At 56.4% G+C, this 26221-nt stretch carries 24 protein-coding genes and 1 pseudogene; 15 read left to right on the forward strand and 10 right to left on the reverse strand.

What is annotated here, in order from left to right; genetic code table 11:
- Positions 1–37 precede the first annotated feature (37 nt).
- Positions 38–979: an SDR family oxidoreductase gene (locus V3W39_RS00205; RefSeq protein WP_330211875.1), complete on the reverse strand. Its 942-nt coding sequence runs from the start codon at positions 977–979 to the stop codon at positions 38–40.
- Positions 980–1120: 141 nt separating this feature from the next.
- On the opposite strand from V3W39_RS00205, the gene V3W39_RS00210 reads away from it, so the two are divergent.
- Entirely contained in the window at positions 1121–1573 is a 453-nt protein-coding gene (locus V3W39_RS00210; protein WP_177043901.1) for a winged helix-turn-helix transcriptional regulator, read from the forward strand.
- A 78-nt stretch (positions 1574–1651) separates the two neighbouring features.
- On the opposite strand, the gene V3W39_RS00215 is transcribed toward V3W39_RS00210, so the two are convergent.
- Both V3W39_RS00215 and V3W39_RS00220 read right to left on the reverse strand, forming a co-directional pair.
- A complete protein-coding gene (locus V3W39_RS00215) occupies positions 1652–2251 on the reverse strand; it encodes an NADPH-dependent F420 reductase (protein WP_330211876.1) in 600 nt (199 codons plus the stop codon).
- 15 nt (positions 2252–2266) lie between these two features.
- Positions 2267–3001 (reverse strand): SDR family NAD(P)-dependent oxidoreductase, encoded by a 735-nt coding sequence (locus V3W39_RS00220; protein WP_330211877.1) that lies wholly within the window; start codon positions 2999–3001, stop codon positions 2267–2269.
- Between the two features lie 111 nt (positions 3002–3112).
- Between V3W39_RS00220 and V3W39_RS00225 the strand changes: the two genes are divergently transcribed.
- Positions 3113–3475, forward strand: a complete 363-nt coding sequence (locus V3W39_RS00225) for a winged helix-turn-helix transcriptional regulator (protein ID WP_177043904.1) — start codon at positions 3113–3115, stop codon at positions 3473–3475.
- Positions 3476–3776: 301 nt separating this feature from the next.
- Complete coding sequence (locus tag V3W39_RS00230) at positions 3777–5213, forward strand: tyrosine-type recombinase/integrase (RefSeq protein ID WP_330211878.1); 1437 nt, start codon at positions 3777–3779, stop codon at positions 5211–5213.
- Here the strand turns inward: V3W39_RS00230 and V3W39_RS00235 are convergent.
- The 3 genes from V3W39_RS00235 to V3W39_RS00245 form a co-directional block, all read right to left on the reverse strand.
- The gene (locus tag V3W39_RS00235) at positions 5210–5815 is read right to left on the reverse strand and encodes a hypothetical protein (RefSeq protein WP_330211879.1); all 606 of its coding nucleotides are present in this window, start codon (positions 5813–5815) and stop codon (positions 5210–5212) included. The two genes, V3W39_RS00230 and V3W39_RS00235, sit on opposite strands and share 4 nt — an antisense overlap.
- Positions 5816–5884: 69 nt before the next feature.
- A complete protein-coding gene (locus V3W39_RS00240; protein ID WP_330211880.1) occupies positions 5885–6610 on the reverse strand; it encodes a hypothetical protein in 726 nt (241 codons plus the stop codon).
- Positions 6611–6773: 163 nt separating this feature from the next.
- Positions 6774–7346: a hypothetical protein gene (locus tag V3W39_RS00245; protein ID WP_330211881.1), complete on the reverse strand. Its 573-nt coding sequence runs from the start codon at positions 7344–7346 to the stop codon at positions 6774–6776.
- Between the two features lie 1204 nt (positions 7347–8550).
- Between V3W39_RS00245 and V3W39_RS00250 the strand changes: the two are divergent.
- The 11 genes and pseudogenes from V3W39_RS00250 (at position 8551) to V3W39_RS00300 (ending at position 19522) form a co-directional block, all read left to right on the forward strand.
- Positions 8551–8883, forward strand: a pseudogene (locus tag V3W39_RS00250) (hypothetical protein).
- Positions 8884–9531: 648 nt separating this feature from the next.
- Positions 9532–11340: an allophanate hydrolase gene (atzF, locus tag V3W39_RS00255; RefSeq protein ID WP_330211882.1), complete on the forward strand. Its 1809-nt coding sequence runs from the start codon at positions 9532–9534 to the stop codon at positions 11338–11340.
- Positions 11341–11355: 15 nt separating this feature from the next.
- Positions 11356–12465: a BMP family ABC transporter substrate-binding protein gene (locus V3W39_RS00260; RefSeq protein WP_330211883.1), complete on the forward strand. Its 1110-nt coding sequence runs from the start codon at positions 11356–11358 to the stop codon at positions 12463–12465.
- A 9-nt stretch (positions 12466–12474) separates the two neighbouring features.
- Positions 12475–13584 carry an ABC transporter permease gene (locus tag V3W39_RS00265; RefSeq protein ID WP_330211884.1) on the forward strand — a complete coding sequence of 370 codons (1110 nt, stop codon included), beginning with the start codon at positions 12475–12477 and terminating at the stop codon, positions 13582–13584.
- Positions 13577–14497: an ABC transporter permease gene (locus V3W39_RS00270; RefSeq protein WP_330211885.1), complete on the forward strand. Its 921-nt coding sequence runs from the start codon at positions 13577–13579 to the stop codon at positions 14495–14497. Before V3W39_RS00265 ends, V3W39_RS00270 begins: the two co-directional genes overlap by 8 nt.
- Positions 14498–14524: 27 nt before the next feature.
- Positions 14525–15541, forward strand: a complete 1017-nt coding sequence (locus V3W39_RS00275) for a formamidase (RefSeq protein ID WP_330211886.1) — start codon at positions 14525–14527, stop codon at positions 15539–15541.
- Between the two features lie 4 nt (positions 15542–15545).
- Positions 15546–16232: a biuret amidohydrolase gene (biuH, locus tag V3W39_RS00280; RefSeq protein WP_330211887.1), complete on the forward strand. Its 687-nt coding sequence runs from the start codon at positions 15546–15548 to the stop codon at positions 16230–16232.
- Positions 16233–16234: 2 nt separating this feature from the next.
- Entirely contained in the window at positions 16235–17770 is a 1536-nt protein-coding gene (locus tag V3W39_RS00285) for an ABC transporter ATP-binding protein (RefSeq protein ID WP_330211888.1), read from the forward strand.
- The gene (locus tag V3W39_RS00290; protein ID WP_330211889.1) at positions 17767–18444 is read left to right on the forward strand and encodes a cysteine hydrolase family protein; all 678 of its coding nucleotides are present in this window, start codon (positions 17767–17769) and stop codon (positions 18442–18444) included. Before V3W39_RS00285 ends, V3W39_RS00290 begins: the two co-directional genes overlap by 4 nt.
- On the forward strand, positions 18444–18839 hold the full coding sequence (gene hpxZ / locus V3W39_RS00295) for an oxalurate catabolism protein HpxZ (RefSeq protein WP_330211890.1): 396 nt from the start codon (positions 18444–18446) through the stop codon (positions 18837–18839). The genes V3W39_RS00290 and hpxZ overlap by 1 nt, the downstream gene beginning before the upstream one ends.
- Positions 18836–19522 (forward strand): GntR family transcriptional regulator, encoded by a 687-nt coding sequence (locus V3W39_RS00300; RefSeq protein WP_330211891.1) that lies wholly within the window; start codon positions 18836–18838, stop codon positions 19520–19522. Before hpxZ ends, V3W39_RS00300 begins: the two co-directional genes overlap by 4 nt.
- A gap of 231 nt (positions 19523–19753) precedes the next feature.
- Here V3W39_RS00300 and V3W39_RS00305 read toward each other — a convergent pair whose 3' ends face one another.
- The gene (locus V3W39_RS00305; RefSeq protein ID WP_330211892.1) at positions 19754–20401 is read right to left on the reverse strand and encodes a hydrolase; all 648 of its coding nucleotides are present in this window, start codon (positions 20399–20401) and stop codon (positions 19754–19756) included.
- A 179-nt stretch (positions 20402–20580) separates the two neighbouring features.
- On the opposite strand from V3W39_RS00305, the gene V3W39_RS00310 reads away from it, so the two are divergent.
- Positions 20581–21498 carry a LysR family transcriptional regulator gene (locus V3W39_RS00310; RefSeq protein ID WP_330211893.1) on the forward strand — a complete coding sequence of 306 codons (918 nt, stop codon included), beginning with the start codon at positions 20581–20583 and terminating at the stop codon, positions 21496–21498.
- Positions 21499–21892: 394 nt separating this feature from the next.
- Here the strand turns inward: V3W39_RS00310 and V3W39_RS00315 are convergent, their stop codons facing one another.
- The 3 genes from V3W39_RS00315 to V3W39_RS00325 are packed head-to-tail and all read right to left on the reverse strand — an operon-like array spanning position 21893 to position 24742.
- Entirely contained in the window at positions 21893–22807 is a 915-nt protein-coding gene (locus tag V3W39_RS00315; RefSeq protein WP_330211894.1) for a DNA/RNA non-specific endonuclease, read from the reverse strand.
- 46 nt (positions 22808–22853) lie between these two features.
- On the reverse strand, positions 22854–23111 hold the full coding sequence (locus V3W39_RS00320) for a hypothetical protein (protein WP_330211895.1): 258 nt from the start codon (positions 23109–23111) through the stop codon (positions 22854–22856).
- A complete protein-coding gene (locus tag V3W39_RS00325) occupies positions 23108–24742 on the reverse strand; it encodes a S8 family peptidase (protein WP_330211896.1) in 1635 nt (544 codons plus the stop codon). The genes V3W39_RS00320 and V3W39_RS00325 overlap by 4 nt, the downstream gene beginning before the upstream one ends.
- Positions 24743–26221: the final 1479 nt, after the last annotated feature.

Below are 26221 nucleotides of genomic sequence, written 5' to 3' on the forward strand. Positions count from 1 at the left end.
GAAATCGGGTAGTTTTCCAGCATGTGCCCTCATCCCATCAGCCGGCCGGGAAGTAATGACCGTTATCCAGGTCGGCGAAGAGTCCGGGCTGGGTCGGTTCCCAGCCAAGCAGCCGGCGCGTGATGGCATTCGATGTCGGGGTGTCCAGCGTGACCAGATTCGCAAGGAACCCGAAGTATCCGGGCAGCATCAGCACGTCCGCGGGGATAGGCACGGCCGGCAGATTCAAGCGGCTGGCGATGGCTTCGGCGATTTGACGGTATGGGATAGCGACCTCGGCGATTGCATGCCAGCTTCTGCCCGCTGCGCCTTTTTCCAGCGCCAGGCGAAATACGGTGGCGAGGTCGCGGGCATGCACGGTCCCCCAACGGTTGGCACCGTCTCCGGGGTAGCCGACGACGCCCTTTTCCTTGGCCAGCCCGATCAACAACGCAAGAAAGCCGGCGTTATCGGTGGAGCTGTGCATGATCTCCGGGATCCGCACGATAGAAGACCGTATGCCCTTTTCGGCGAGACCGATCACCGTGGTTTCCACGATGTTGCGAACCCGCAGGGTGTTCTTGTACGGATCGCCGCCAGGAAGGGGCGGATCCTCCTCGGTGGCTGGCCGGCCCAAGCCCTCCCACCCGGGCGAGCCGACGCTACCAGACACGACCAACGGCTTTGCGCTCCCGGCCAATGCTTCGCCATAGGCGAGCATGATCTCAAGCTCGGCGGCCGCAACGGCGTTAATCCCGCCGGTTGGAATCAGATCCTGCCGATGCGCGAGGTGAATGACGCCGTCCGAGGCTGCGGCCGCTTCCTTCAGCCCGTCGAGATCCTCGAGATTGCCGCGACGCACCTTGGCGCCGAGCGCAGCAGCCTGCGCCGCGGCCGTGTCGGACCGAGCGAGGGCCGTGACCTCATGGCCGGCAGCGATAAGATCGGAGATGACGTATGGACCGGAATGGCCGGTGCCGCCGGTAACAAAAACATGCATGTGCGTGTTCCTCGTGAGTGATGGGGTGCGCGAAAGGTGTTGGGGACTCAACGTAGGAATCATGCTGGCCGCATCACTTGTAAAAAGCAAGTGATCTGGCGAATCTTACTTGCGCCACGCAAGTGATGCTAAGATGCGGCCATGAAAAAAACTCTCAAAGAAGACTTTCGGTCCCATTGCGCGGTGAACTACGGCGTGGAGATTTTTGGCGACCGGTGGTCGCTCTTGATCATTCGCGACATCGTTTTTGTGGGAAAGAAAACGTATGGCGATTTCCTGAAATCGGAAGAGGGAATCGCGACCAATGTGCTGGCTTCCCGATTGGCCTTTCTGGAGGAGCAAGGGGTTCTCTCCAAGGCCCCCAGCCCCGACGACAGGCGCAAGGACTTTTACACGTTGACCGAGAAGGGCCTGGACCTCATTCCCATTGTGATCAACATCGTGCTCTGGAGCGCGAAGCATGACTCGAAGTCGTACGTGCGGCGCAGCGAGGAGTTTTTTGCTCGATTAAGTCAAGACCCGATGCAGGTGAGCGAGGAAGTGAAGGCGCTGGTCCGCAATGGCGGGTGCATCTTTCCTGAGAGCGGGGGATGAACAAGGCGGCTGATGCCGCCCTGTCTATCGGCGAGGACCTGAGGTCGTCTCGCATCAAAATGTGCGATCACTGATCCCTCAATCGAACTTGACCAAGTCCTTGAAGATCAACTGACCCCAGCTGTTTCCGCGCGCCTGCACAAGCAGCCCGCCGTCCGAAAGCCCGCCAAGCTTGATCGGCGAAAAACCTAGATTTTCCGCGAGCGCACCAATCTCCGCTGCGGCGCCGTCATCGTCACTCGCCAGGAACACGACTCTCCTGCCACCCTGTACGGCCGGGTCCTGGTCTAGAACGGCAGCGGCCAGATGGTTGAAGCCCTTGACCAGTCTCGCACCCGTGAAGGCCTGCGCGACGACCCTGGAGGAAGGCTGTCCTCCCAGTTCCTGAGTGGGCACGCCGTAGGCATTGGTCACATCGATGAGGGTCTTGCCCTTCCAGGTCGGCAGTGTCTTTGCGACATCCGGGTGAGACTCAAAACGAACAGCCAAAAAGACGGTATCCGCCTCGAGGGCTTGCGCCAGTGTTTTTGGAATAACCCCGGGGCCGATCGCGGCCGCTTCGGCTGCAAAACTTTTCGGATCGCGCGTGGTTGCAACGGATACTTCGATGCCTTTGCGGGCAAATGCCTTGACAAGCGCCTGGCCGAGTTTGCCGAAGCCGATAATGGCGTAACTCATAAAAATCTCCTTTGGTCAGATTTGCGCCAGGCCGCCGTCGACGGCGAGCTCACTGGCAGTCATGAAGCTGCTGTCCCGGGACGCAAGAAACGCGGCTGCCGCTCCGATTTCCGCCGGATCGGCCATGCGCTGGAGCGGATTCATCGAGGCGAAGACCTTCATGCCTTCTTCGCCCAGCGCTGCCTTCGCGAGTTCGGTCGCAGTCGGCCCGGGCGACAACACATTGACCCGGATACCCGTGCCCTTCAGATCTTCCGCCCACGTGCGCGCGAGGTTGCGCACGGCCGCCTTGCTTGCGCTGTAGACGCTGAATGCCGGGGCGCCCGTGGTGCCGGCGCTGGATCCGGTCAGGATGATCGAACCGCCCTGCCCCATCAGCGGCAGCGCCTTCTGGACCGTGAAGATCAGGCCCTTCACGTTGGTCTCGAAGGTTTCGTCAATGTGCCCGGCGGTGAGCTTGCCGAGCGCAAGCGGGCTACCCGCCCCGGCATTGGCGAAGACGATGTCGAGGGTTCCGCGCTCGGCCTTCACTGCCGCGTAGAGTCGGTCGAGGTCGGCCTGATCGGAGACCGAGCCCTTCACCGCGCGGGCATTAGGCCCCAGCTCGGCCACGGCGGCATCGAGCGCTTCCTGGCGGCGGCCAAAGATGAAGACAAAGGCACCCTCGTCGATGAAGCGTTTTGCTGCGGCGAGGCCGATGCCCGTAGCGCCGCCGGTGATCACGGCGGTCTTTCCATTCAGTCTGGTCATGACGTGCATCCTTCGTTGGCGTTGTACCCAAGCAGGAAATTGCTTGCTTGAGACGAGGATGCAGCGCTGCTAACCTAAGGACAAGTATGCACCTTTTGGTAAGTATCAAAAATGACGACAACATCTGAAATCTGCGACACCGGCTGCGGGCTCAACGCCACGCTGCGCATCATCTCGGGCAAGTGGAAACCGCTGGTCCTGTTTTTCCTGCGCGGAGGCCCGAAACGCTATGGCGAGCTCAAGCGTTTGATCCCTGGCGTCAGCGACAAGGTACTGATCCAGCAGTTGAAGGACCTGGAAGCCGATCAGGTGCTTGCACGGACCGACTACAAGGAAGTGCCCCCGCGCGTGGACTACACGCTGACCCCGCTTGGCCTTAGCCTGGCGGATGCGATCATCCCGCTGTGCACATGGGGAACCGAGAACGCGGCGCAAATGGCAGACATCTTTGCCAGGCGCGACGCGTTGGCCTAGGGAAGAGCCGGCTGTTTTGTGGGGGGTAAAATGCAGGCAAATAAAAAGGCCGCGAGATAAATCTCGCGGCCTTTTCAAATTATATGGTCGGGACGGAGTGATTCGAACACTCGACCCCTAGCACCCCATTCAGTTGATCACTATTCATCCTTGACTCGCCTTGCTCCTCTATAGAATCATAAAGCCCAATGATATATAGGCTTTCAGCCACTCACGTTTCCAACGACCTCTATCCTGATCTACCCTTAGCTGACGAATCGGTGGGAGTAAATGTGGGAGTAAACCTATCAGGAGGTTGATTATGGCCAAGCTCACTGCCAAGGAATTGGAAGCACTGACGGAGCAGGATGTCGGAATCATCATACGCGATGAAGGCAGTCTTGCCGGCAGGGTAGCACTCCGCAAAAAAGGCATCGCCATCCCCTTTTACTTCCAGTTTCGCTGGGAAGGGATTTACACCCGCTTTTCGTGCGGCACCTGGCCAAACAAGTCGTTAACCGACATCCGCAAAGAGCGCAACGAAGCGCGAGACCTAGTAGGCAAAGGGATCAATCCAAATGAGAACAAGCGCGCAGAGAAGGTCAAACTAAAAGCGGAGCTGGCGGCAAACCTCGCAGAAGCCGATCACCAGAAATCAATGGAGTTAACGCTGCTAGACCTAGCAGGTGAATGGCTTCGCGATGGTGTGGCACGAAAGGATGGTAATGCCGAGCTACGGAGAAAGTTCGCGAAAGATCTTTACCCCGCCGCGGGCTCAAAAGTCATCAGTACAATCACTGAGCATGATCTGCGAGCCCTGGTGCGTTCCGTCATGGCTCGCGGCGCTACTCGTCAGGCCATCAGTCTTTTTTCGGATATCGTCCAGATGTTTGGGTGGGCCCAGAAACGTAAGCCATGGCGAGCACTGCTAGTCGACGGAAATCCAGCAGACTTGGTCGAAATCGATAAGCTTATACCCAGTGACTACCAGGAAGAACGTACGCGAACCCTCTCAGCCACCGAACTTCAAGAGCTGCACCAACGCTTTCAAAAAATGACCTGCGATTATGCGGCTCTACCTGTCGGCGAGAAGTACGATGGAATTCGCCCTCTGAAACCTGAGTCTCAACTTGCGCTTTGGATCTGCTTGGGAACGTTATGCAGAATCGGTGAATTGCTTCAGGCCGAATGGCAGAGTGTCGATCTGGAGAACCATACGTGGTTCATTCCAAGCTCTAACGTCAAAGGCAGCCGGCGCAAAAAACAAGACCATCATGTTTTCCTCTCACCCTTTGCCCTGCACTTCTTTCAGAATCTGAAAACTTTGACTGGACATAGCCAATGGTGCTTTCCGAACAAGCAGAGGGATGGGCATGTGGACGTGAAAGTGGTGAGCAAGCAAGTGGGTGACCGCCAGGCCCGATTCAAAAATCGCAAAGCGCTCTCACGACGTCGCCATGACGATACGCTGGTACTTGCCGACGGCCAGAACGGTGACTGGACGCCTCATGACCTGCGTCGCACAGGCGCGACCATGATGCAGGGTTTAGGTGTCAGCCTGGACATTATCGATCGCTGCCAAAACCACGTACTGGCTGGCTCACGGGTAAGACGCCACTACCTGCATCATGATTATGCCGAGGAAAAAAAACGCGCTTGGAACTTGTTGGGTGATCGACTCAGCGAAGTGCTGTCCTCTCCCTACGAATATCCGCCAACCGAGCCACCGCATGACCGAACAAGCGATGAACATCCCTAACAGATATTGCGAAGCCAATGCCTGAGCATCAAGCCTGCGCTCAATATGGGTTCAAATAAGCTGCGCGCATAATAGCTCTGTAGCTTCATTTGATCCGCAAGGAACGCCTTGGGATTCTCATCGACACGCCCCTTCCACTGCGTCGGAAAGGCTAACAAAACCACGACTGCCTCATCTGCAAGATGAGCACAGACAGTATCTATCGCATTCAATCCCAGATCATGCCCTCTGTACGAAGCGTCAATACACAAGTGATCAATAATGAGCAGACGCTCTATGTCAGAACCTATCCAACGCGCAACGGTAGGTTTGAAACGCCGCGTACGCCGTGAGATCAGCTCACAAAAATGAGCCACTCCCGCGTTTAAACTATCAAGCACTTCCCAAGGATCTTCGCCGTCGTAATAAGACTTTGCCAACTCTGCGATGTAAACAGACATTCTTCCGACCGGTTGATCAAGGCTTTCACCTGAAAAAACGGCGCCCTCGTAGTGAACGAGATAGTCAGAGGGCTCCCCGTATCGAGGCCCGATATCCAGTTTGAGTTCCAGCCGAACCTGGCTGAAGTCGATTACCTCATCAGTGATCTCATCGCTATCCACTCACTTCTCCTAATGGGCAACGACCTCCTTCCACGATGGCAGCGTGCAGCTACGCGGCAGAAAAAACTTCTACACGTAGGCTTCCCAGTAAGCCTGCTGACGTAATGGCTGCATAGACGGGTGGGTAACGTTGTAGAACGCCTGAGACAAGGGCGTTCCATTCACAAGCTGTAGTTTGGACTTACGTTCGGCCTCCACGACTAAGCCTTCGTAGATCCGTACAAATTTGTAAGCCAGTGGCTGCCCCGTTCCGTCTCCAAGCAACGCGAAAAAGTCCAGCTTGGCTTTATGCGCAAGCCGCCCGACGACGATCGTATCCACGTATTGAAAGACGGCCTCTTCATCACCGTATTTCACCCGGGCGGCGATAGGCGTCAGTATCGGATCGACCGAGTGAATGCCAATATGTTTATCGATCAATCGGCGAAGAATGCTTAAGGCACTCTTTTCAGCGTCCGCTCGGAAACGAAAAAAAGCGTCGTCACTATAATTTCTCTGAACCTCGTCGCTTAGCGGGTTGCTGCTAACTTTGAGCGCTTCAAGATTGTGAATATGCCGCATATTGATCAGTGTCAAGAGCACACCCAGTGAAATTAATCCTAAGCCGATCGCTGTAGAGGGATCGGAGATTTTGACATCGAAGTATTTGACAACCAAGGGAGTCAGCAGGTTGTTCCACCAGGGCGCTGCACCGAGTGCTGCAATACCCGCTGCCAGCAGCCCCATCGCTATTTTGTACACGGGATTGCCTCGAATAATGCGAAGCACCTCTAGCACAAACTCTTTGTTCTTCATTTATAACGGACTCCATTCCAATGCTGATAAGGCACTGAAACTGTGCTGACAAACGCCGATTGTAACCAATAGCCTTCGAGGCGTCGCGTTTGTTGCTCCAGTGGCATTGAATCTGTTTGATCACCCCATCACACGCTTTAGCGTTTGGCACTCAGCCAAGCCGTTACCCTGCCCGGCCACCCGGTCGGAGTTTGAACAGGCGATTGGCTGTGCTCATACCGAACGCCACCCACGTTGCCGTCAGCATAAAGAGAATCGCGCTGATGAGAGCGAAGCCCGCGGCAGAGACTCCTTGAGCCTCAAGGTAGAAAAAAGCGACCATCAGTGCGGTATAAACAAGCAAGCCAACCAAGGCAACGTAGATCGGAAAATTGCCATAGGTGTTATCGACGTTGCCATGAGCCATTCGCTGAAAACGCTGACCATCTTCCGAAATCCGAACGAACTCTCGGGCAGCAAGATAATGTCTCATCGCTGCAAAAGCATGGTCGTCATAATCAAGAGCAAGTCGTAGGGCACGTGGATCAAGGTTAATGCGTTTATTGAACGCCTCTCGCACATCCATGACCAACACCATAGGATGAACCGTGCGCCATTCGCCGGAATGCACCAGATCGCGCAAGCGCTGCGTGCGTTGGTGAGAGATACTGGCCACGTTGTGGCTCCAGTTTACGAATAAGGTTAATAGCCCGATTATGAGTGGCACAACTACAGCCTGCCAAACTTGAAAATCCATCAAAGACCCCATAAATATTGATCTGAACAGTGGTTCAGCCTCTCGCAACAACGAATTTAATAAGACATTTAAGCGAGATGGCATCGAGGTGTGATTAATAACACTAAGAGTGCTCTACAACGTTTTCTGATCTCGAGATCTGCTCCCTGGCAGCCCTTCGCCATGCTTTTTGGTTGAGTATTGCCAGAAACCGGAGTCGAACTCAGGATTGTCGCGCGCTGAAGGTTCGCATCCATCCCCGAGGCCGACGAACAATGACTGGTCGCACTTCGAGAATGCCAGGCGCACGTCAAGACTGTCTCGCGTATGGTTTGACAGCATGCGATAAACTATACAAATTTGATTTCGTCGTACCGGTTGAGGCAAATGGATCTACGTCTCGTTGGGCTTGCAGTGCTAATGACCACCTCTTGGGTGACGGTCGTGTCGCTAACCATTTACGTAATGGCGAAGTAGAAGAAACAAAGCCCCGGAGGTTCGCGGCTCCAGGGCTTCTATTTTCGTCTCCATCCCTTAATGGCTGACGAACGTAGCCTGAAGATTACCAGCGGCCGTTGAATAATTCATTACTACTATAGAATATTGTGTTCAGTCGACGGGACGCCGTGGAGGGTGGTTTGCTATAAAATACTACCTAGCGCTAGGCCGGCTTCACTGGCCTTAAAGCCTCCGAAATGCCGTTAGGATTTTAAGCGGCTGCCCGCCGAAAGCCGAGCGGCACGTGGCCTATGCATCGATCAAGCCCATACTGCTGCAGCGTGCCTGCTTGATTAGTATCGAGGACTTGGTGAGGTCGCATCGGGCGAAAAGAAAACTCAGCGGGCCTACGCCTGAGTCGAAAAACCTATCCTCCTTCCTACTTTCTACTTTCGCTTCTTAAGACGCAGGTGGCTCCCAATACTCGACTAGTGGAGTTCGGTGACATGGAGTAGCGAAAGCAAACGGTGAAAGTCACCCTCGGATTATGACGGCTTTTTGTGATCGCCCTTGGCCGGCTCTACCTGTCGTGAGCGGCAGAGACTGGCCGAATTCTGCCAATGCTGATCGGCAGCTGAGGGTCGACAGCTGCCAGTAATATAGGCGGCAGATGGAAACGCCGACATTCGCCGGTATCTGCTGGCCCTTACCTCTTGAGGTCTCACCCCAGCGACGCTTTACAACAGAATCTGGTCACCCTGATAGAATCGATCAGGTTATAAATGGCATGAATACAGAATTGATAGAAGATGAGATGCGCCGGGCGCTATTCGGTGATCCTGAGCCCTCTGCGCCGGCAATTCATCCAAACGCGCAGGACACTGTCTCGGATGTTGTGATCGTGCAACCGGTAAAGGCAGCGAAGAAAAAAAAAAGTCTCAAAAGGCTTCACGCCCAGGCTGAGAGTCACGCTACGGGTGGGAAATGAACTTGAAGGCAAGATGCACGAAATGGTACATGAGGCCGATACGCTGAGCTCCCTACTTGCAGAACAAGAAGCTACTAATACGGCCAGAAAAAATTCAGGTTTGTGGAAGTCGTATCGGTCAAGTCGATGTAAGTGGGTACTTTCCCATGGCTCACTCTCCTGGGCATTAAACCGCATTCGGTTCCCGCAGATTACCCAACAGGCTCGTATCGAATGAGTCCACAAAGATTAGCCATACCCCGATCTGGATTCAACATCATCACTCCAGACCGCTCTCAATGTTAATTGGTCGCCAGCCCAGGCCACATAAATGAAGGTGTCGACAGGCAGATATCGGCCAGCAGCGGTCATGCAATATTTGGGAAGGAGCTATTCAGTTTCTTGCCGTTAATAATCAGCGATGCCCCAGTGCTCTTTTTTGGTCAGTTGCCGGTACTCCTCTTGGAATGGCTATGGCACATTTAAAAGCTTGGCGACGTCATCCTTCAGATCAGGCGCAAGCTGCGCAGGCGCATTGCTGTATGGCATTGGGCTGACCGCCCACTCAGTAGGATCCTTCCAGCTAGCAGCGGACGTTTGCCCCTCGCCATAGAGCAGCCTAGGGAAAGGATGAACGTTCGCTTTCTGTGCAACCCAGCATTCCTGCACATCTTTAGCGCATATCCGCGCTCCCCAACTAACTGCTGAAACCTTCTATCATCTACCAAACGCGGACTGGCGGACGCTGGCATGGGTCATGCATTCAGACACGGAACCTTGTATACATGAATGAACACACCCATGACTGCTCTCGATATTTCTGCTGTTCAAATGTCGCTGCGATCTCGCCAAACGACATTGACCACTTCTCTGAGGCACCTGCTCGCCGGAATAGATGCGGACGCCCAACCAGAAGTCTGGATTCATCGCGAACCATTAGCCTGTTTATTGGAGAGAGCAGCGGCGCTGGAATGCCTGGCTACAGAGCTAGGGGATGCTTTGTACGAAAAGCTGCCGCTGTTCGGTGTGCCTTTTGCGGTCAAAGATAATTTCGACGTAGCCGGCCTTCCCACTACCGCAGGCTGCCCGGCTTTTGCGTATCAAGCTCAGACCAGTGCACATGTGGTGCAGCGGTTGATGGATGCTGGCGCGATCCTGATAGGCAAGACCAACCTCGACCAGTTCGCAACAGGCCTGGTGGGAGTTCGCTCGCCCTACGGCGCAGTACGCAACGCGCACGACCCGGCCTATGTCAGCGGGGGTTCCAGCTCGGGTTCCGCCGTTGCTGTGGCACGGGGTTACGTCTGTTTTGCCTTGGGTACAGACACTGCGGGGTCCGGCAGAGTGCCGGCAGGATTCAACGCCATCGTTGGGCTGAAACCCAGCCTCGGGCTCTTTAGCAGCCGGGGAATGGTGCCCGCCTACCGCACCCTGGATTGCCCATCGATTTTTGCCAACGACGTGGCGCAAGCCTGGCAGGTCGCACAGGTAATGGCGGATTTCGATCCCATGGATCCGGGCAGCATCGCTGTACCAGCGCTAGCGGTGCAACGGCGCGGGCGGCGGGTCGCTGTTCCAGAGCAATGTGAATTTTTCGGGGACGAGCAAGCGGCCGCAGCCTTTGCTAAAGCCTTGGCCTCCCTTAGCTGCGACCCGCTTGTAAGCATAACGCGTGTTCCGTTTGACGTTTTTGCGGAAGCCGCCGCCCTGCTCTATCAAGGGCCATGGGTCGCCGAACGGCGGGCTGCAGTAGAGGCGTTTTTCGAGAGTTCCTCACAGGAGATCCACCCAGTTGTACGCGGCATTTTGCAGAGCTCCGATCAGTATGATGCCGTGGACAGTTTTAACGCTCGGTATCGCTTGGCGCAGCTCACTCGCTCGGCCATGGAGCTGCTGGCCGACGTTGACGTGCTGGTTGTCCCGACCGCCCCCTGTATGCCGACCATTGAGGCTGTATTGAACAACCCGCTGGAGCTCAACTCGCAGCTGGGCTACTACACCAACTTTGTGAATTTGATGGGCATGAGCGCGATAGCTATCCCGTCGCATAGCCGTGGTGATGGCTTACCGGCCGGCATCACCCTGATCGGCCCGGCCGGCGCCGACCAGCGGCTGGCCGAGATCGCAGCTGGCTGGCAAGCCCATTTTGGTTCTACGGATCAGCGCGACATCGTCGCTATGGCCCCCCTCGCCTTTAACAGTCCCACCGTACAGGTCGCGGTAGTGGGCGCTCACCTGCAAGGGCAGCCGCTAAATTGGCAGCTACTGGAAAACGGCGCCCGGCTGAACAGCCTTACCACCACCAGCTTCGACTACCGGCTGTACGCACTTTCCGACACGACACCGGCAAAGCCCGGCCTTGTTCGGGTACGTCAACAAGGCGCCGCCATTGAGGTGGAGGTATGGGAAATGCCGCTTAGCCAGTTCGGCGCATTCGTTGCCGGGATTCCAGCACCACTGGGTATTGGCTCGTTGCAGTTGGCTGATGGCCGATGGGTCAAAGGCTTTATCTGCGAGCCCAGAGGGCTTGAAGGTGCGCTGGATATCACCGAGTTCAAAGGCTGGCGCGCCTATCGCGCCGCACATACCACTTCTTCCAAGAATCCTTGATCAGGGGTAGCACCAATGTCCAATGTGGATCGTCGCAGCTTTATCAAATTGGCCGGGATCATTGGCCTCAGCGCAGCGTTGCCATTCAGCCGCGCCTACTCGGCCGATGCACCCTTGATAGTGGGTTTTATTTACGTGGGTGCACGGGATGACTTTGGCTACAACCAAGCCCATGCACAGGCGGCTGCCATCATCAAGACGTTGCCCAACGTCAAGGTGATCGAAGAAGAAAATGTTCCAGAAACCGTGGCAGTACAGAAAACAATGGAGGCCATGATCCGCCAGGACGGCGCCACCTTGATATTCCCAACCTCTTTCGGCTACTTCGATCCGCATGTGATCAAGGTCGCAAAAAAATACCCGGAGGCGCGTTTTGCCCACTGCGGGGGTCTTTGGCAGAAAGACCGCGATCCCATGAATGCTGGCAGCTTTTTCGGCTACATCGATGAAGCCCAGTACCTCAACGGCGTTGTCGCAGGACACATGAGCAAATCAAAGAAACTCGGGTTCGTCGCTGCCAAACCAGTACCCCAAGTGCTGCGCAACCTCAACGCCTTCGCAATAGGTGCGCGTTCGGTCGACCCAAGCATTGTGACCACTGTGATCTTTACCGGTGACTGGTCGTTGCCGGTGAAGGAAGCTGAAGCAGCCAACAGCCTCATAGACCAAGGCTGCGATGTGCTTACCTGCCATGTAGACGGCCCCAAGGTGATAGTTGAGACCGCCGAGAAGCGCGGTGCCATGACCTGTGGCTATCATGCCAGCCAAGCTGCCTTGGCCCCTAAGGGCTATCTGACCGGTGCTGAATGGAATTGGGAAACACCTTATCGAGCTCATATCGCCAGCCTCCAGAGCGGCGCGCCAATGATCAACTTCCTACGCGGAGGTCTTAAGGAAGGGTTCGTCAAGACTTCTGCGTACGGCCCGGCCGTGAGCGCGCAGGCCAAGCAACAAGCGGACGGCATCAAAGCGGAGATGCTGGGTGGGAGCTTCGCCATCTTCAAAGGACCGCTCAAGGACAACAAAGGCAACGTAGTGATCGCCGATGGCCTTGTGCAAGGCCAGACCGACATCGCCCTGGAAAGCATGAACTACCTCGTCGAAGGTGTTCTCGGCCAGCTCTAAGGAACGTCCATGATTGCCTTGTGTATACTTCGCCGCATCGCGAGCGCCGTGCTGCCCGGGCTTCCCACGCTATTGGCAGTGGCGTCTTCATGCGTTCTCTTTTTGTTGTTTCTCGCAGTCCAGGGAACGCCCGCATGGCAAGCATTGCAGCTGGTCGGCGAAGGCGCGTTCGGCTCCTGGTTTGCCCTGGAAAACACGCTGCAACGGGCGGCACCACTGATGCTCACCGCGCTCTGTGTGGCTTTACCGGCGCGGGCTGGGCTGATCATCATTGGCGGTGAAGGCGCGCTGGTGCTCGGTGGCCTCGCCGCTGCCGTCACACCCTTGTGGTTGCCGCCGCTAGCCCCTTGGCTGATGCTTGGATGCATGGCGGTAACCGCAATGCTTGCCGGAGCACTATGGATCGGCCTCAGTGGCTGGATGCGCCAAAGTCGGGGCGTCAACGAAACCATCAGCAGTCTGCTGCTTTCGTACATCGCCTTGGCACTGTTCAGGCAGCTGGTAGAAGGGCCGCTGCGGGATCCGGCAAGTCTCAATAAGCCCTCTACCCCTCCCTTGGACGATCCCTATCTTGTCGGCACCATCAGCGACAGCTTTGAAGTGCACTGGGGACTGGTGGCGGGCGTGGTTGCCTGTGTGCTGGCGTACGTACTTGTCCGACACAGCGTCAAGGGTTTCGCCCTCGCTGTGGTTGGCGGCAATGTACGTACGGCGTTAATGATTGGCCTGCCGGTGGATCGTCTGATCCTCTTGAGCTGCTTGCTAGGAGGGGCAGCAGCTGGTCTGGCCGGTATGTTCGAGGTCACCGCGGTACAAGGCAGTGCCAATGCTGCGCTGATCGCCGGCTATGGGACCAGCGGCATTCTTGTGGCCTTCGCGGCACGCCATCATCCGCTGGCGATCATTCTGTGCGCGATTCTGCTTGGCGGTCTGGAAGCCAGTGGAGGTCTGCTCCAGCGGCGCTTGGGATTACCGGATGCCACAACGTTGATTCTTGAAGGTTTGCTATTCACCAACCTGTTGCTCTGGGAAGCGTTGAGCGGCCGTCTGGCTGCCTGGCGGGTGAAGCTTGCGCCAGCTCCGGTTCCCGTCGAAAAAGGATCGCTGCAACATGGCTGATATTGACCTAAGCACATTTGTACTAGCGCTGGTGGCCGGTGCCATCCGCGTTGGTACGCCCTTTCTGTTTGTCAGTCTGGGTGAATGTCTGACTGAGAAGAGTGGCCGTATCAATCTGGGGCTTGAAGGCATTCTTGTAACGGGGGCGATGTCCGGCTACGCCGTCGCCTGCATGAGCGATTCAGCCTGGCTAGGGGTAGGCGCAGCTGCGGGTGTAGGGCTCCTGCTAGGCCTTTTGCACGGCATAGCTTGCTCCCTGCCCAGGGTTAACGATATTGCATTCGGGATCGCCTTGATTCTGTTGGGCACTGGGTTGGCGTTCTTTCTGGGCAAAGCTTTTATCCAACCCCAGGCCCCGATGTTGCCATCGTTGGCGTTAGGCGGCTGGAGTAGCGAGGAACGCGTGCGATCGGCGCTGAATATCAACGTGCTGTTCTTCGCCGGTGTAGTCCTCGCCTTCGTGTTGCACTGGGGACTGCGAAGCACCCGGTGGGGCCTGATGCTGCGCCTGGTAGGTGACCACGCCGAAGCTGCTCAAGCGCTGGGCTATCGGCCACTCGCAGTGCGCATTGTGGCCACGGCCATAGGCGGTGCGCTGGCCGGGGTCGGTGGCTCTTACCTGTCGTTGTACTACCCCGGCAGTTGGAACGAAGGGCTTTCCAGCGGCCAAGGGCTGATGGCCGTAGCGCTAGTGATTTTTGCCCGCTGGCGGCCTCTGGCGTGCCTATGGGCGTCGCTCCTATTCGGAGCCGCCGGAGCCATCGGCCCGGCGTTGCAAGCGGTAGGTATCAGTAGTGGTTACTACCTGTTCGCAGCGGCACCTTATGCATTGACCCTGGTGGTGATGTACGCCACCTGCCGAAAAGGCCGAACCTTGAACGGCGCCCCTGGCGAACTAAGCCTGACACGCTGAACCTACCTTTCTTACAGGAGATATGACATGGCCAGTGGTCTTGGTGGCTTGAATAAATCGCCCAATGGCGTGGTTATCGGTTTGGCGCAACTTGCCCTACCCGACCCACATACGCGTGAAGCTCTGTGGGTGCAAACGCAAAAAGTAGTCGGCATGGTTGCCAAAGCGCGACGCAGTAACCCTGGCATGGACCTCATCGTATTCCCTGAATACTCGTTGCACGGCCTGTCCATGAGCACCGCTGCCGACATCATGTGCGACCTGGACGGCGTTGAGGTCGAGGCGCTGCGTCAGGCTTGTCGTGACCATCATATCTGGGGCTGCTTTTCGATCATGGAAGCCAATCCCCACGGAAACCCGTTCAACAGTGGATTGATCGTCGACGACCTTGGAGAAATCCGCCTGTACTACCGCAAACTGCACCCTTGGGTCCCGGTGGAGCCGTGGGAGCCCGGTGACTTGGGCATACCTGTGTGCAAAGGCCCCCGTGGCAGCACGCTGGCCTTGATCATCTGCCATGACGGCATGTTGCCGGAAATGGCTCGCGAGTGTGCCTACAAAGGCGCTGACATCATGCTACGCACCGCCGGCTACACAGCACCCATTCGCCACTCGTGGAAAATCACCAACCAGACCAATGCTTTTACTAACTTGATGCAAACTGCCAGCGTGTGCATGTGTGGTTCGGACGGCACGTTCGATTCCATGGGCGAGGCGATGTTCGTCGATTTTGACGGCACGCTCATGGCAGAGGGCGGCGGCCGCGCCGATGAGATCGTCTGTTGTGAAATGCGCCCCGACCTGGTCCGCGAGGCCCGTCTGCACTGGGGGGTGGAAAATAACATCTATCAGTTCGGCCACCGTGGGTATGTGGCGGTAAAAGGCGGTGCCCAGGATTGCCCTTACACCTACATGCACGACCTTGCAAAGGGCCAATATCGCCTGCCTTGGGAAGCGGACGTTGCGCACACCGACGGCCGCGCCTGCGGTTTCGCTGCACCCGATCGCGACTTCACGCCGACCCCGAGCACCTGGAAGGAATGACCTCATGAGCGAACGCTATCTGCCCACCGAGCCTTACCCTTGGCCATGGAACGGACAACTGCACGCGCACAACACGGCGCTCATCGTGATCGATATGCAGACGGATTTCTGCGGTGTCGGTGGTTATGTGGACACCATGGGCTACGACCTCGCGCTGACCCGCGCGCCCATCGCGCCACTTAAGGCCCTGCTGGCTCTGATGCGCCCCTTGGGCTTCACCATCATTCATACCCGCGAGGGCCATCGCCCAGACCTCAGCGACTTGCCCGCCAATAAGCGCTGGCGTTCGCAGCGTATCGGTGCGGGGATCGGCGATCCCGGCCCATGCGGCAAGATTCTGGTGCGGGGCGAACCGGGCTGGGAGCTCATCGAAGAGCTCGCGCCAGTGCCGGGCGAGATCGTTATCGACAAGCCTGGGAAAGGCTCCTTCTACGCCACCGATCTGGAACTGGTGCTGCGCACCCGAGGCATCGAGAACCTGATCCTTACCGGCATTACGACCGACGTATGCGTTCACACCACTCTGCGCGACGCCAATGATCGGGGTTTCGAATGCCTGCTGCTGGAAGATTGCTGCGGTGCCACTGACCCGGCTAACCATATCGCGGCCTTGAGCATGATCAAGATGCAAGGCGGCGTGTTCGGCGCCGTTGGCCATTCTTCGATGCTCAGCAACCTGCTAAGAGGATGACAATGCGCGCGTTGAGTCTCGAAACAATCGGTGCCAGCAAAAGCTTCGGGTCCTTCCGGGCGCTGGACGATGTGTCTTTCAAAGTGCGCGCAGGCACGGTGCACGCGTTATTGGGTGAGAACGGCGCGGGCAAAAGCACCTTGGTCAAGGGCATTATCGGCTACGCCCCGCTGCAGTCGGGCAGTATCCTGGTCAACAATCGCGAGCATGCCATCGGAAAACCCCGTGACTCGCACCAGTTGCAGATCGGGATGGTGTATCAACACTTCACCGTCGCACCCGGTCTGAACGTCGCGGAAAATCTCGTACTGTCCCGTGGCGACTTGCCGTGGCGTATCAATTGGGCCGCCGAGTACGACCGTTTGCAGGCATTCATGGCGCGCATGCCGTTTCGTCTGGATATTCAGCGGCCAGTCAGTGGCCTGGCGGCTGGTGAGAAACAAAAGCTGGAAATTCTCAAGCAGCTGTATCTGGAGCGTCGGTTAGTGATCCTTGACGAGCCGACTTCGGTACTCACGCCCCAGGAGGCCGACGAGGTACTAGGGTTGATGCAGCAAATGGCCCGAGACGGCGAGCTGACCGTGCTGATGATCACTCACAAGTTCCGCGAGGTCAGCACCTACGCTGACGACGTCACCGTATTACGCAAGGGGCGCTGGGTGGCGAGCAGCGTCGTCGCCGATACGACTACCCAGGAAATGGCCACTTGGATGGTGGGCCATGCGCAAACCGGGATTGTTGGCCGCGAGCGCCCCACGCTGCCAGTGCAAGCCCCGCAACTACAAATTGTTGGATTGGACGTGCCGGGCGACAGAGCGACGTTGGCTGTGAAGGGTATGAACCTGGCAGTCAGGCCCGGTGAAATCGTCGGCATTGCCGGTATTTCTGGCAACGGTCAACGCGAACTGACGGAGGCGCTGCTGGGGCAGCGCCCATTCAGCGCCGGACGTGTCGTTATTGACGGCCAGCCATACCACGCCAAGCGCGAGCAGATGCAACGCCTACGCGTATTCAGCCTGCCCGAGGAGCCTTTGCGCAACGCGTGCATCGCCGGACTCAGCGTTGCTGACAACCTGGCCCTGCGCAACTTCGACCACGCTCCGCTGTGTCGCCATGGATGGCGTATCGACCGAGCTGCGGTGGCGGCCCAGGCACGCCGCCTGATCGAGCGCTTCCAGGTCACTCCCAAGGACCCGGATCGCCCAATCGGTACGCTGTCTGGTGGTAATGTGCAGCGCGCGGTGCTGGCCCGTGAACTTACTGATGACATTGCCGTACTGATCGTCTCCAATCCGGTATTCGGTCTGGACTTTGCATCCGTGGCCTTGATCCACCAACGTCTGATCGACGCTCGCAACCATGGCGCGGCAGTGTTGCTGCTGAGCGAAGACCTGGATGAATTATTGGTGCTTGCAGACCGCATAGCCGTGATCCACGACGGCGCGCTGGTGTTTGAAACTTCTGCATTAACCGCTGACCGCACTGAACTTGGCCGACATATGGCGGGTGCCGAACAGCCTCATCAGGAGCCCGCATGATTAACGTCAGTGCCCGTCCGAGCAATTTCACCTTCGACCCCCACTGCACCGCCCTTGTGATCATCGACATGCAACGCGATTTCCTCGAGCCCGGTGGTTTTGGCAGCGCATTAAGCAACGATGTTCTGCCACTGCAGGCGATAGTCCCTGCGGTCCAGCGCCTATTGTCGCTCGCGCGCAGGTATTCCCTGACAGTCGTGCACACCCGTGAGTCGCACAGCCCCGACCTCTCCGACTGCCCAGCTGTAAAGCTCGAACACGGCCTGCCAGGTCTGCGCATCGGTGATCCTGGCCCCATGGGTCGAATACTGGTACGCGGCGAACCGGGCAACCAGCTTATTGAGCAGTTGACGCCCTTACACTCCGAGTGGGTAATTGACAAACCGGGCAAAGGTATGTTCTTCGCCACCGAGGTGCACGAACGCCTAATCGGGGCAGGGATCACCCACCTGATATTCGCCGGGGTGACTACTGAAGTCTGTGTGCAGACCAGCATGCGTGAGGCCAATGATCGAGGCTACCGCAACCTGCTAATTGAGGACGCGACCCAGAGCTATTTTCCCGATTTCAAACGGGCGACCATCGATATGATAACGGCCCAAGGGGGGATAGTCGGTCGGGTGGCTCAACTTGCCGAGCTTGAGCATTCACTGAACACAAGGAGCCCACTCTGATGGAGATTAATCTTCCCCATGTGGTGACCGCGGTCACACGCGCATTCGTCGATTACGAGCGTGCATTGCTGGCCAACGACCTGGCCACACTGGATGCCTATTTCTGGAACTCGGAGCACACTGTCCGTTACGGCGTAGCGGAGAATCTCCACGGCGCCGATACCATTGCCCGCTATCGACGCCACTGCCAGCCCGTCGGCCCAGGACGGCAGTTGTTGCGTACAGTGGTCAGCACCTTCGGCGAGGATTTCGCCACGGTAAGTACTGAGTTTCAAGATGGCTCTAATTCACGTCTGGGCCGGCAAATGCAGACATGGGTACGCCTGGATGGTGGTTGGAAAGTCGTCGCGGCACATGTCAGCATCGACCTCAGTAGTTTGGAGTCAATTCCGTGAACGCCCCGCATACCGCAAACGCACTTGCAGAAGACGTGTACCGCCGACTGAAACAAGAAATCTTCGAATTCTACCTTCTGCCGTCCGATCGCTTCACCGAGACGCAATTAGCCGACCGGTACCAAGTTTCACGCACCCCGGTGCGGGACGCACTGTATCGCTTGCAACGTGAAGGCTACCTAGACGTAGAGTTTCGCCGGGGATGGTCGGTCAAGCCACTGAACTTCACCCAAATTGACCAGCTTTACGACTTGCGCATCGTGCTCGAGTGCGCAGCGGTAGAGCGCATTTGCGTGTCTGCCGAGGTTCACCCTGAACTTTCTATCTTGCGAGACCAATGGCTGGTTGACCGTAGCCTGTGGCAAACGGACATGCAGACCGTTGCTGACCTTGATGAACAGTTCCATACCCAACTTGTTGCCGCCTCGGGCAACCTAGAGATGACCCGCGTGCACCAAGAGGTCACCGAGCGCATCCGTATCGTCCGACGCCTGGACTTCTTCAAGAGCGCGCGGATTGAGCACACTTACTTGGAACACGCGGCAATTCTTATTGCACTTCAAGCGCGTAAGCGTGACGAAGCACTGTTACTCCTACGCTCTCATGTAGAGCTAAGTAAGCTGGAGGTCCGAAAGTTGACAATTTCAATGCTAAGCGACGCTCGGCGGCAGCATAAGGCGTGAGTAACTGCTCGGACTTCAAGAAATGACCTTAGTGACCCTTTACGTCCAAGCTGCTCCAACTTCGCGCTAAAACTTAACATCACCATCTCGCGCCAATCCAGATCAACGGATACATTCGCCGCTCAAAGCGTACCCCTGGCAGCTATCGGCCAAAAGTAGACGTTTGGCGTAGGGAAAAAATAAAGGCAGCGCCCGCTTTCGCGAGCGACGCCTTCATCAACTGCCCGCTAATCAGGCCTTCTTGTCCGCGTCATCCAGAGCCTTTTCAGCGTTGAACCCGTCGAAGTTATCGAACACGCCAAGAAAGCCCGGCACGGTCACTTCTCGCGCCCAGTCGCGCTGTAGTTCGCAATACATTTGCACCCGGCTGATAAGCTTCGCGCCCGCCTGTTCCATTCTGCGCAACGCCGCCTCGTGCGCGGCGAGCGATGTGCCGCCGACCGCATCGATCGGCACATAAACCTCATAACCTTCCTGGATCGCGTCGAGCACCGGGAATGTCAGGCACGCTTCGGTCCAGAGCGCAGTCATGATGAGTTTCTTGCGCCCGAGCGCCTTGACTGCCTGCTTGAGTTCCGTGTCCTCCCAACTGTTGATCGATGTGCGGTCATAGGTCGGCAGATGGCCGAGCACCTTTTGCAGCTCCTGAATCGGCGGTTTGTTGCGGCCGGTAGCGACATTGACCGTCGAGTGGATGATCGGAAGGTTGTAGTTGACTGCCGCCTTCGCGACGCTGGTTATATTGAAGACGAGTTCATCACGCGGCATCGAGCGGATCGAAGAAACCTGAACAGGCTGATAATCGATGATGATCAACGCCGAATTCTCCGGGGTTAGTAGCTGATCGGTATGGGGGTTGCGGAGAGTCTCGCTTGCCATTGGCAAATCCTTTTCATGGGTGACGCACGTTTGTTAATAAGGCCGGAGCCTGTGCGACTGATGGATTCCGAGACACGTGCGAATGATGCCATGCCTGGAAAATCCATTGTGCTGTTCCCATGTTCGATGCAGTAGTAGCATTGCGCGACGTGCTGTGTCTCGAAAAGGGGAACGCAAGAATGGATATCGAAGAATTACAGACCTTCGTGGAAGTGGCTGATGCCGGGGGCATTTCGCAGGCTGCACTGCGTCTTGGCGTGTCGAAATCGATCGTCAGCCGCCGCCTGGCTCGGCTTGAAACCGAATTGGGTGTGCAACTGCTGGCACGCTCCACTCGCGGGGCGGCGCTTACCGAGGCCGGTGCGATGTTCCGGGACTACGCCGCCAGGGTATGCACCGAGATCGACATCGCCAAGGAAACGATCCTGCCCGCTGGCGTCCTCCGCGGCCGCTTGCGCGTGGCCGTCCCGCTGTCGTTCGGCCCGACCCACTTCGCCCCGATGCTGGCGGAAATGGCACGTCGTCATCCGGAGCTGCACATTCAGACCTGTTACAGCGATCGCTTCGTTGACCTCATTGCCGAGGGATACGATTGCGCCATCCGGGTGGGCTATCTGCAGGACTCCAATCTGATCGCAAGACGGATTGGCCCGGTCTACGGCAAGCTCGTCGCGAGCCCCGACTACATCAGCGCGCACGGCGAACCCGAGACACCGGATGAACTGAGTGCTCATCAGGCGCTCATGCAGGGCACCGAAGCCTGGCAATTCATGGATGGCGACAAAATCATCACGGTTCGTCCGCAAGGGCGCTTCAAGGCCGACAACGGCACCGCCCTCGTCGCTGCCGCGACCGCAGGCCTCGGTGTCGCCTACCTGCCCGACTGCCTCACCCATGAACGCGTGGCATCCGGCGCACTGGTGCCGATCATGACAAACCATCCACCCCCTCCGGCCGGTGCCTACATCATCCGCCCGCCTGGTCCGCATCCAGCGCGGAAAATACGTGTGCTCACTGAACTGCTGATCGAGTTCTTCGGCGAAACTCCGCACCTGGCGGTGCAGCCGCTGTCACATCAAGATGATGCGCTGGCGTGAAGCTGAGCAAAGCAGGAGCGACAGACATTCCCCTGTTGGTGCCGACACCGAATTGACCCAGTTGCCGAGATGTCACTGATCCTGCGTGAATCCTTGCGAACTGTTGTCAGCGCTAAATTTGGGCCGATTGGAGTTAGGTCAGTCCTGCCTCAGCACGTTGGTCAATTCGGCATTGGCATCAACATACGGGGGTAACTTACCGAGGCTCCTACGGTATCGGAGAGGAAACCAGAGAGTATGATCAACCTGGTTTCATGGCTCGCCCCGGCTAGCGCTGATCGACTCTCTCCTTCAAGCTGCCGGGCATCAGACCTTACCGATTCCATTATGGACTGCAGCTCTTCAAGCAGCGGTGCGCAGTGACACTTCAGGTAGGGCGGCTATCGTCGCTCTTCTAGCCTCCCAAATGTGTATCTGCCAAGCGCCGAATGGGTTGAACGAACGCTACATCCGCCCCCGCGAAAACATCCTTGCCATTCAGACTGGCGAAACACAGACCGGTCTTCATCTCTATTGCTGCCAAAGGCACTTGGGAGGTCTGGAAGTCTTCAAGGTCTCTAGCAATGCCCGTGTCCAGGTACTTGCGCTGACTCATCACATACGCGATGGCTGTCAACTCCCCCGTCTGCTCGCTGATGAAAGCGACCACTTTCCAGAAGTCAGTGGGGATTTTCACTTCAAATCGCACCGGGTCGTCTTCACGAAAGAATGGCCCGGTAAACACGGATACTTTCTTCTCATCCCCTTGGGCATTAACTAGGATGTAGTCCTCCAGATCCCCCCACAGGCCGTCATTAAACGGCTGCCATTGGGGACAGGCATTGGTGACGAAGAAGGTATCGATATTCGCTTGCTGGGCGATCTCAAACGTTCCCCAGTTCGGATCTTTGCGGCGTGTCATGTGTCCACGAGAGAAGCGCTTGTCTTCTACTTTCCCGTAAACCTCTTTCAGAATTTGATATTGCTTGCCAATACGTCCGTCGTAAGACCAGACGCTGTGCCGGGGCACGTTCTTGCTCTCAGCACCATTTATGTTGCAGGCTGAATAAATGGGCAAACGCCGGGATGTCGACTGTACAGTGCTGAAGTGCTGGTATTTGAGTTCAAACGAACCATCCGTCAACGTCGCCACATCGGCGAGACGATCAGCGTCCGTGAACATCGGCAACTCAACAGTCGACGGCACTCCCAAAAAATCGATGGCATACCCCGTACGCCCCTCGAAATAAGAAGCAGGCTTGGGAGTCAAGACGACCCCCTGGATTCCAGCCCAAGTGCTTGCGACTAACTCAACGTTTTGATCGGACATGATCCCTCCCTGGAACATCGCATCCGCTCTTGGATGCAACGGGTCGTTATTTCATCCCAAGCACTTTTTCGCGAAGTGTGCTCCAGTTCGTACCCGGTCTACGAATCTCGGCGTAGGACGGGAAAGTCACTTGCCACTGGGATTCACCAGCAATGATAGACAACTGCCGTTCATCGACTTGAGCCTCGAAAAGGTCAGTTGCCCTGCAGACAAAGTCTGCGCCCTGCAGCTTCTGACGCAGGCGTGACTCCGCCTCCTTTCTCATTGAAGGGGGGCCTTTGTAAGTCAATACGACGCTAGTCATTTCAGTACTCCGAAACCTTCGTAGTCGTTACTCCAACCGACTTTCCTTGTCGCCCCAAACAGCATTTGGATGATGGCGTCAGCACGCGCTGGGCCACGTGCCATTGCAAGGATATCAGGATGCTTCGACAGCAGGCGGGCCGCCATACCAGTGGTGAACGGCGTCGCCATTGAGGTACCTGACATATTAGCATATAGCCCCTTGGGGAACGTCGAGACGACAGATACCCCTACACCGATGAAATCCGTCTCTCTCCCGTAATTAGAGAACTGGGCAACGAATTCATTCCCTCGCCTTACAGAACTTTCATGATTCACATCCGGTGAGTCGAGGGGAAATGTCCCGTCTCGCCCTAGCGCCCCTACTGCTAACGTATGGGTATAGCGGGCCGGGTAGCGAATCACAGGCTCTCCATCGTTGCCCGTTGCCGCAAAAACAACCATGCCAGCGTTGCGTGCCTGCTCAAGGAAATCAGGCACCTCTGGCATGGCTTCAAGACTGCCCATGCTGATATTCACCAGATCACACCCGTCCGCTATCGCTTTCTCAATGGCGGCAGCAATTTCAATAGACCTGGCTCGCCCCCGATTTCCAGTCTTCGGGCAGACACGGTACGAAAATAGACGACAAGCGGGGGCAATTCCGTATACCTCAGTTCCTAGCAGTTTTTTCGCCGCAATGGTACCGGCGACGTGCGTACCGTGCCCAAGGCCGTTATCAAGGTAATCAGCAGAGTTCTCGCCCGGCACCAGACACGCGCCTCCAGCCACCTCCAAAGCTTCGTGCGGGCCCACACCACTATCAATGACACCAACGCTCACGTTTGCGCCCGCGTTTTCTTCATAAGGCGCATAACGGTTCATCAGACCAAAACTATAGGGGATCAGTGCCTGCAACTGAACGTTCACCCGCTTTGGCGCTGCAGTTCGCTCGAAACCGGAAACGAACACTGACCAATAGGTGTGCTCAGGCTCGACAATGATGAGTTCGATTTTGGGGTATGTGAGAGGAATCGAAAAAAGAGCAATGCCATTGCTATCGGACTCGACACTGATGTGGGCCCCGCTCCAGTCCACCAGCGCGCGCACATTGACTTTCGATACTGGATTGCCCCCCGTATCAGTGAGGCGTACTTCAAAGTGCTTGCCCCTCGTCCCTTCGGTGACGTGAATTGCGAAGGTATCCAGTTCATCCCCCATTGGTCGAATGTACTGTGGATAGAGCCATGTGGCGGAAGTAACTTTCAGCCCGGGTGAGTTGATACGCACCGACATTAGAGCAGACATATTTGCTTTAACAGCCATCGAGCCATCGAACTGATGAAGCAAAGCCATCTTGGGAGCCGCCCGCCTTCCGAGGTTAGCGATGCCTAAGGCTACGTTGCCCACTCCAAGAACCGAAGCCGACTGAACCTCAGGGCTCCCTGCGGCGCCTTCATCAGACAGTCGCACCACAACGACGTCATCCGAGAACTTTTCCTCTTCAATGGCACGCGTTTTACGAAGGTGCCTCACCAACTGCTCAAGTCGACCGAGCTGTTCGCTATCGACAAAATCAACTTTTCCACTGAGAACGTCGAGCTCATGCAGGACCCTTGGCTTGGCCTTTCTGGCTTTAGGCTTGGCAGGCATGTCACGAACCTCCTTTTCGTCAGATCTGAAATTAGATGATCTGAGCCTAGCACGCACCTTTTCACAAACCCACTTGCCGACGTAACGCGGACTCAATTTCAATTTAGAGCCTTGAACGGGCGACCATAGGGCTTTGAGCTACTGCGGCGGCACCCAGGCCCTCTGATCAGCAGTGCCATGTTTACGGAGAAATTACTGCATTGCATCCGAGACGGGACGCTCAATATGGAAGCAGCCTCGGAAGCGCCATCATCAAGGGGGTCTTTCCATAGACTGTGGGCAAACAGACGATGGCAGGGTCGTCCTGTACGGAGAAATGCGCTAAAACGGCGTGCAATGCACCCAACTGTCCAGGTCTAAATCCATGATTGGGAATACGCTGCTGTTGAAGCAGGTTCAGCGTCCCCGCTTGCTCAACAAAAAATTCGCCACCGCAATCCCTCCTTTGGATCCGATTGAAGACCATTGGTCAGACCGCGCTTCTAGGCCTCACGTGACGATTAAAAAGGCTAAAGGTCGGCAGTCCTACGCACTCACCATCAGAAACCGGCCCTCCATGCCTTGGGCGCAGTAAATGGAACCTGGTTCATGCCCGGCGAAGAACGCAACTAGGTAGAGGACGCGCATAGCAGGGCTATTGTGGTAGAGAACGGCCGTAAGGGGTTCGGCGACCAATTCATAATGCCCTACTACTGCGAAAGTTCCGGCCTCGTTGGGCACGATCCGGGCAGCCCGATCAGCACCATCACTACGCTTGACCGGTGCACTTGGTACGCGGCGATGAAATTACGAGCGAGGACTTGGGGGCACAGTCATTCCCACCCACCACCTGGCACTTGACAACTGGCCAGCAATGCGTTGCCTCCCATAGCTGGACAGCGAGTTATCAATGCCTTGCTATGAACCGCCTGATCGAAGATTCCAATTGTGCAATGTACTTTTCCGGGAAGGCCACAGCTTACTTCGATGCAAGTAATCTTAGCGAAATGATGCTTATCGCCTGAAACGTCCTTCGGTCCTGATAAGCGATAATGCGTCTTTTGCTTGGTGCATATTTCTCGACAAAAGGCAAACGTGAACTACTTTCATACTGTGAGTATCTGCTCACTTAAACAAATCATAAAAGAACAGGGAGCCTTTATGAAAAAAATTTATGTGATTTTCTCCATAATAGCTTTGTCGGTTTCCACCCAAGCTTCTGCTTGTGACTCGCCAAAGTGGTGCACCCGCGTCCCAAATGCAACGAACAATTGGTCGTCAGCAAGCTACCAATGCGGATGTAACGACGTTAAGCCTATCGATAACAATCCGAAATTGGGAGAACAAAAAACCAAAGATATAATTGGGGGCGCCGATCACAGCAATGACGACACCATTGATCCTACCGCGAGATAATTAACTTTAAATAGTTCGGCAATTGCAGGCGGCTGACTTCAGCCGCCACACCTACAAAAGAAAGTCCCCATTTAAACCAAATAG

The sequence above is a fragment of the Pseudomonas sp. Z18(2022) genome, from assembly GCF_036346535.1.
Taxonomy (GTDB): Bacteria; Pseudomonadota; Gammaproteobacteria; order Pseudomonadales; family Pseudomonadaceae; genus Aquipseudomonas; species Aquipseudomonas yamanorum_A.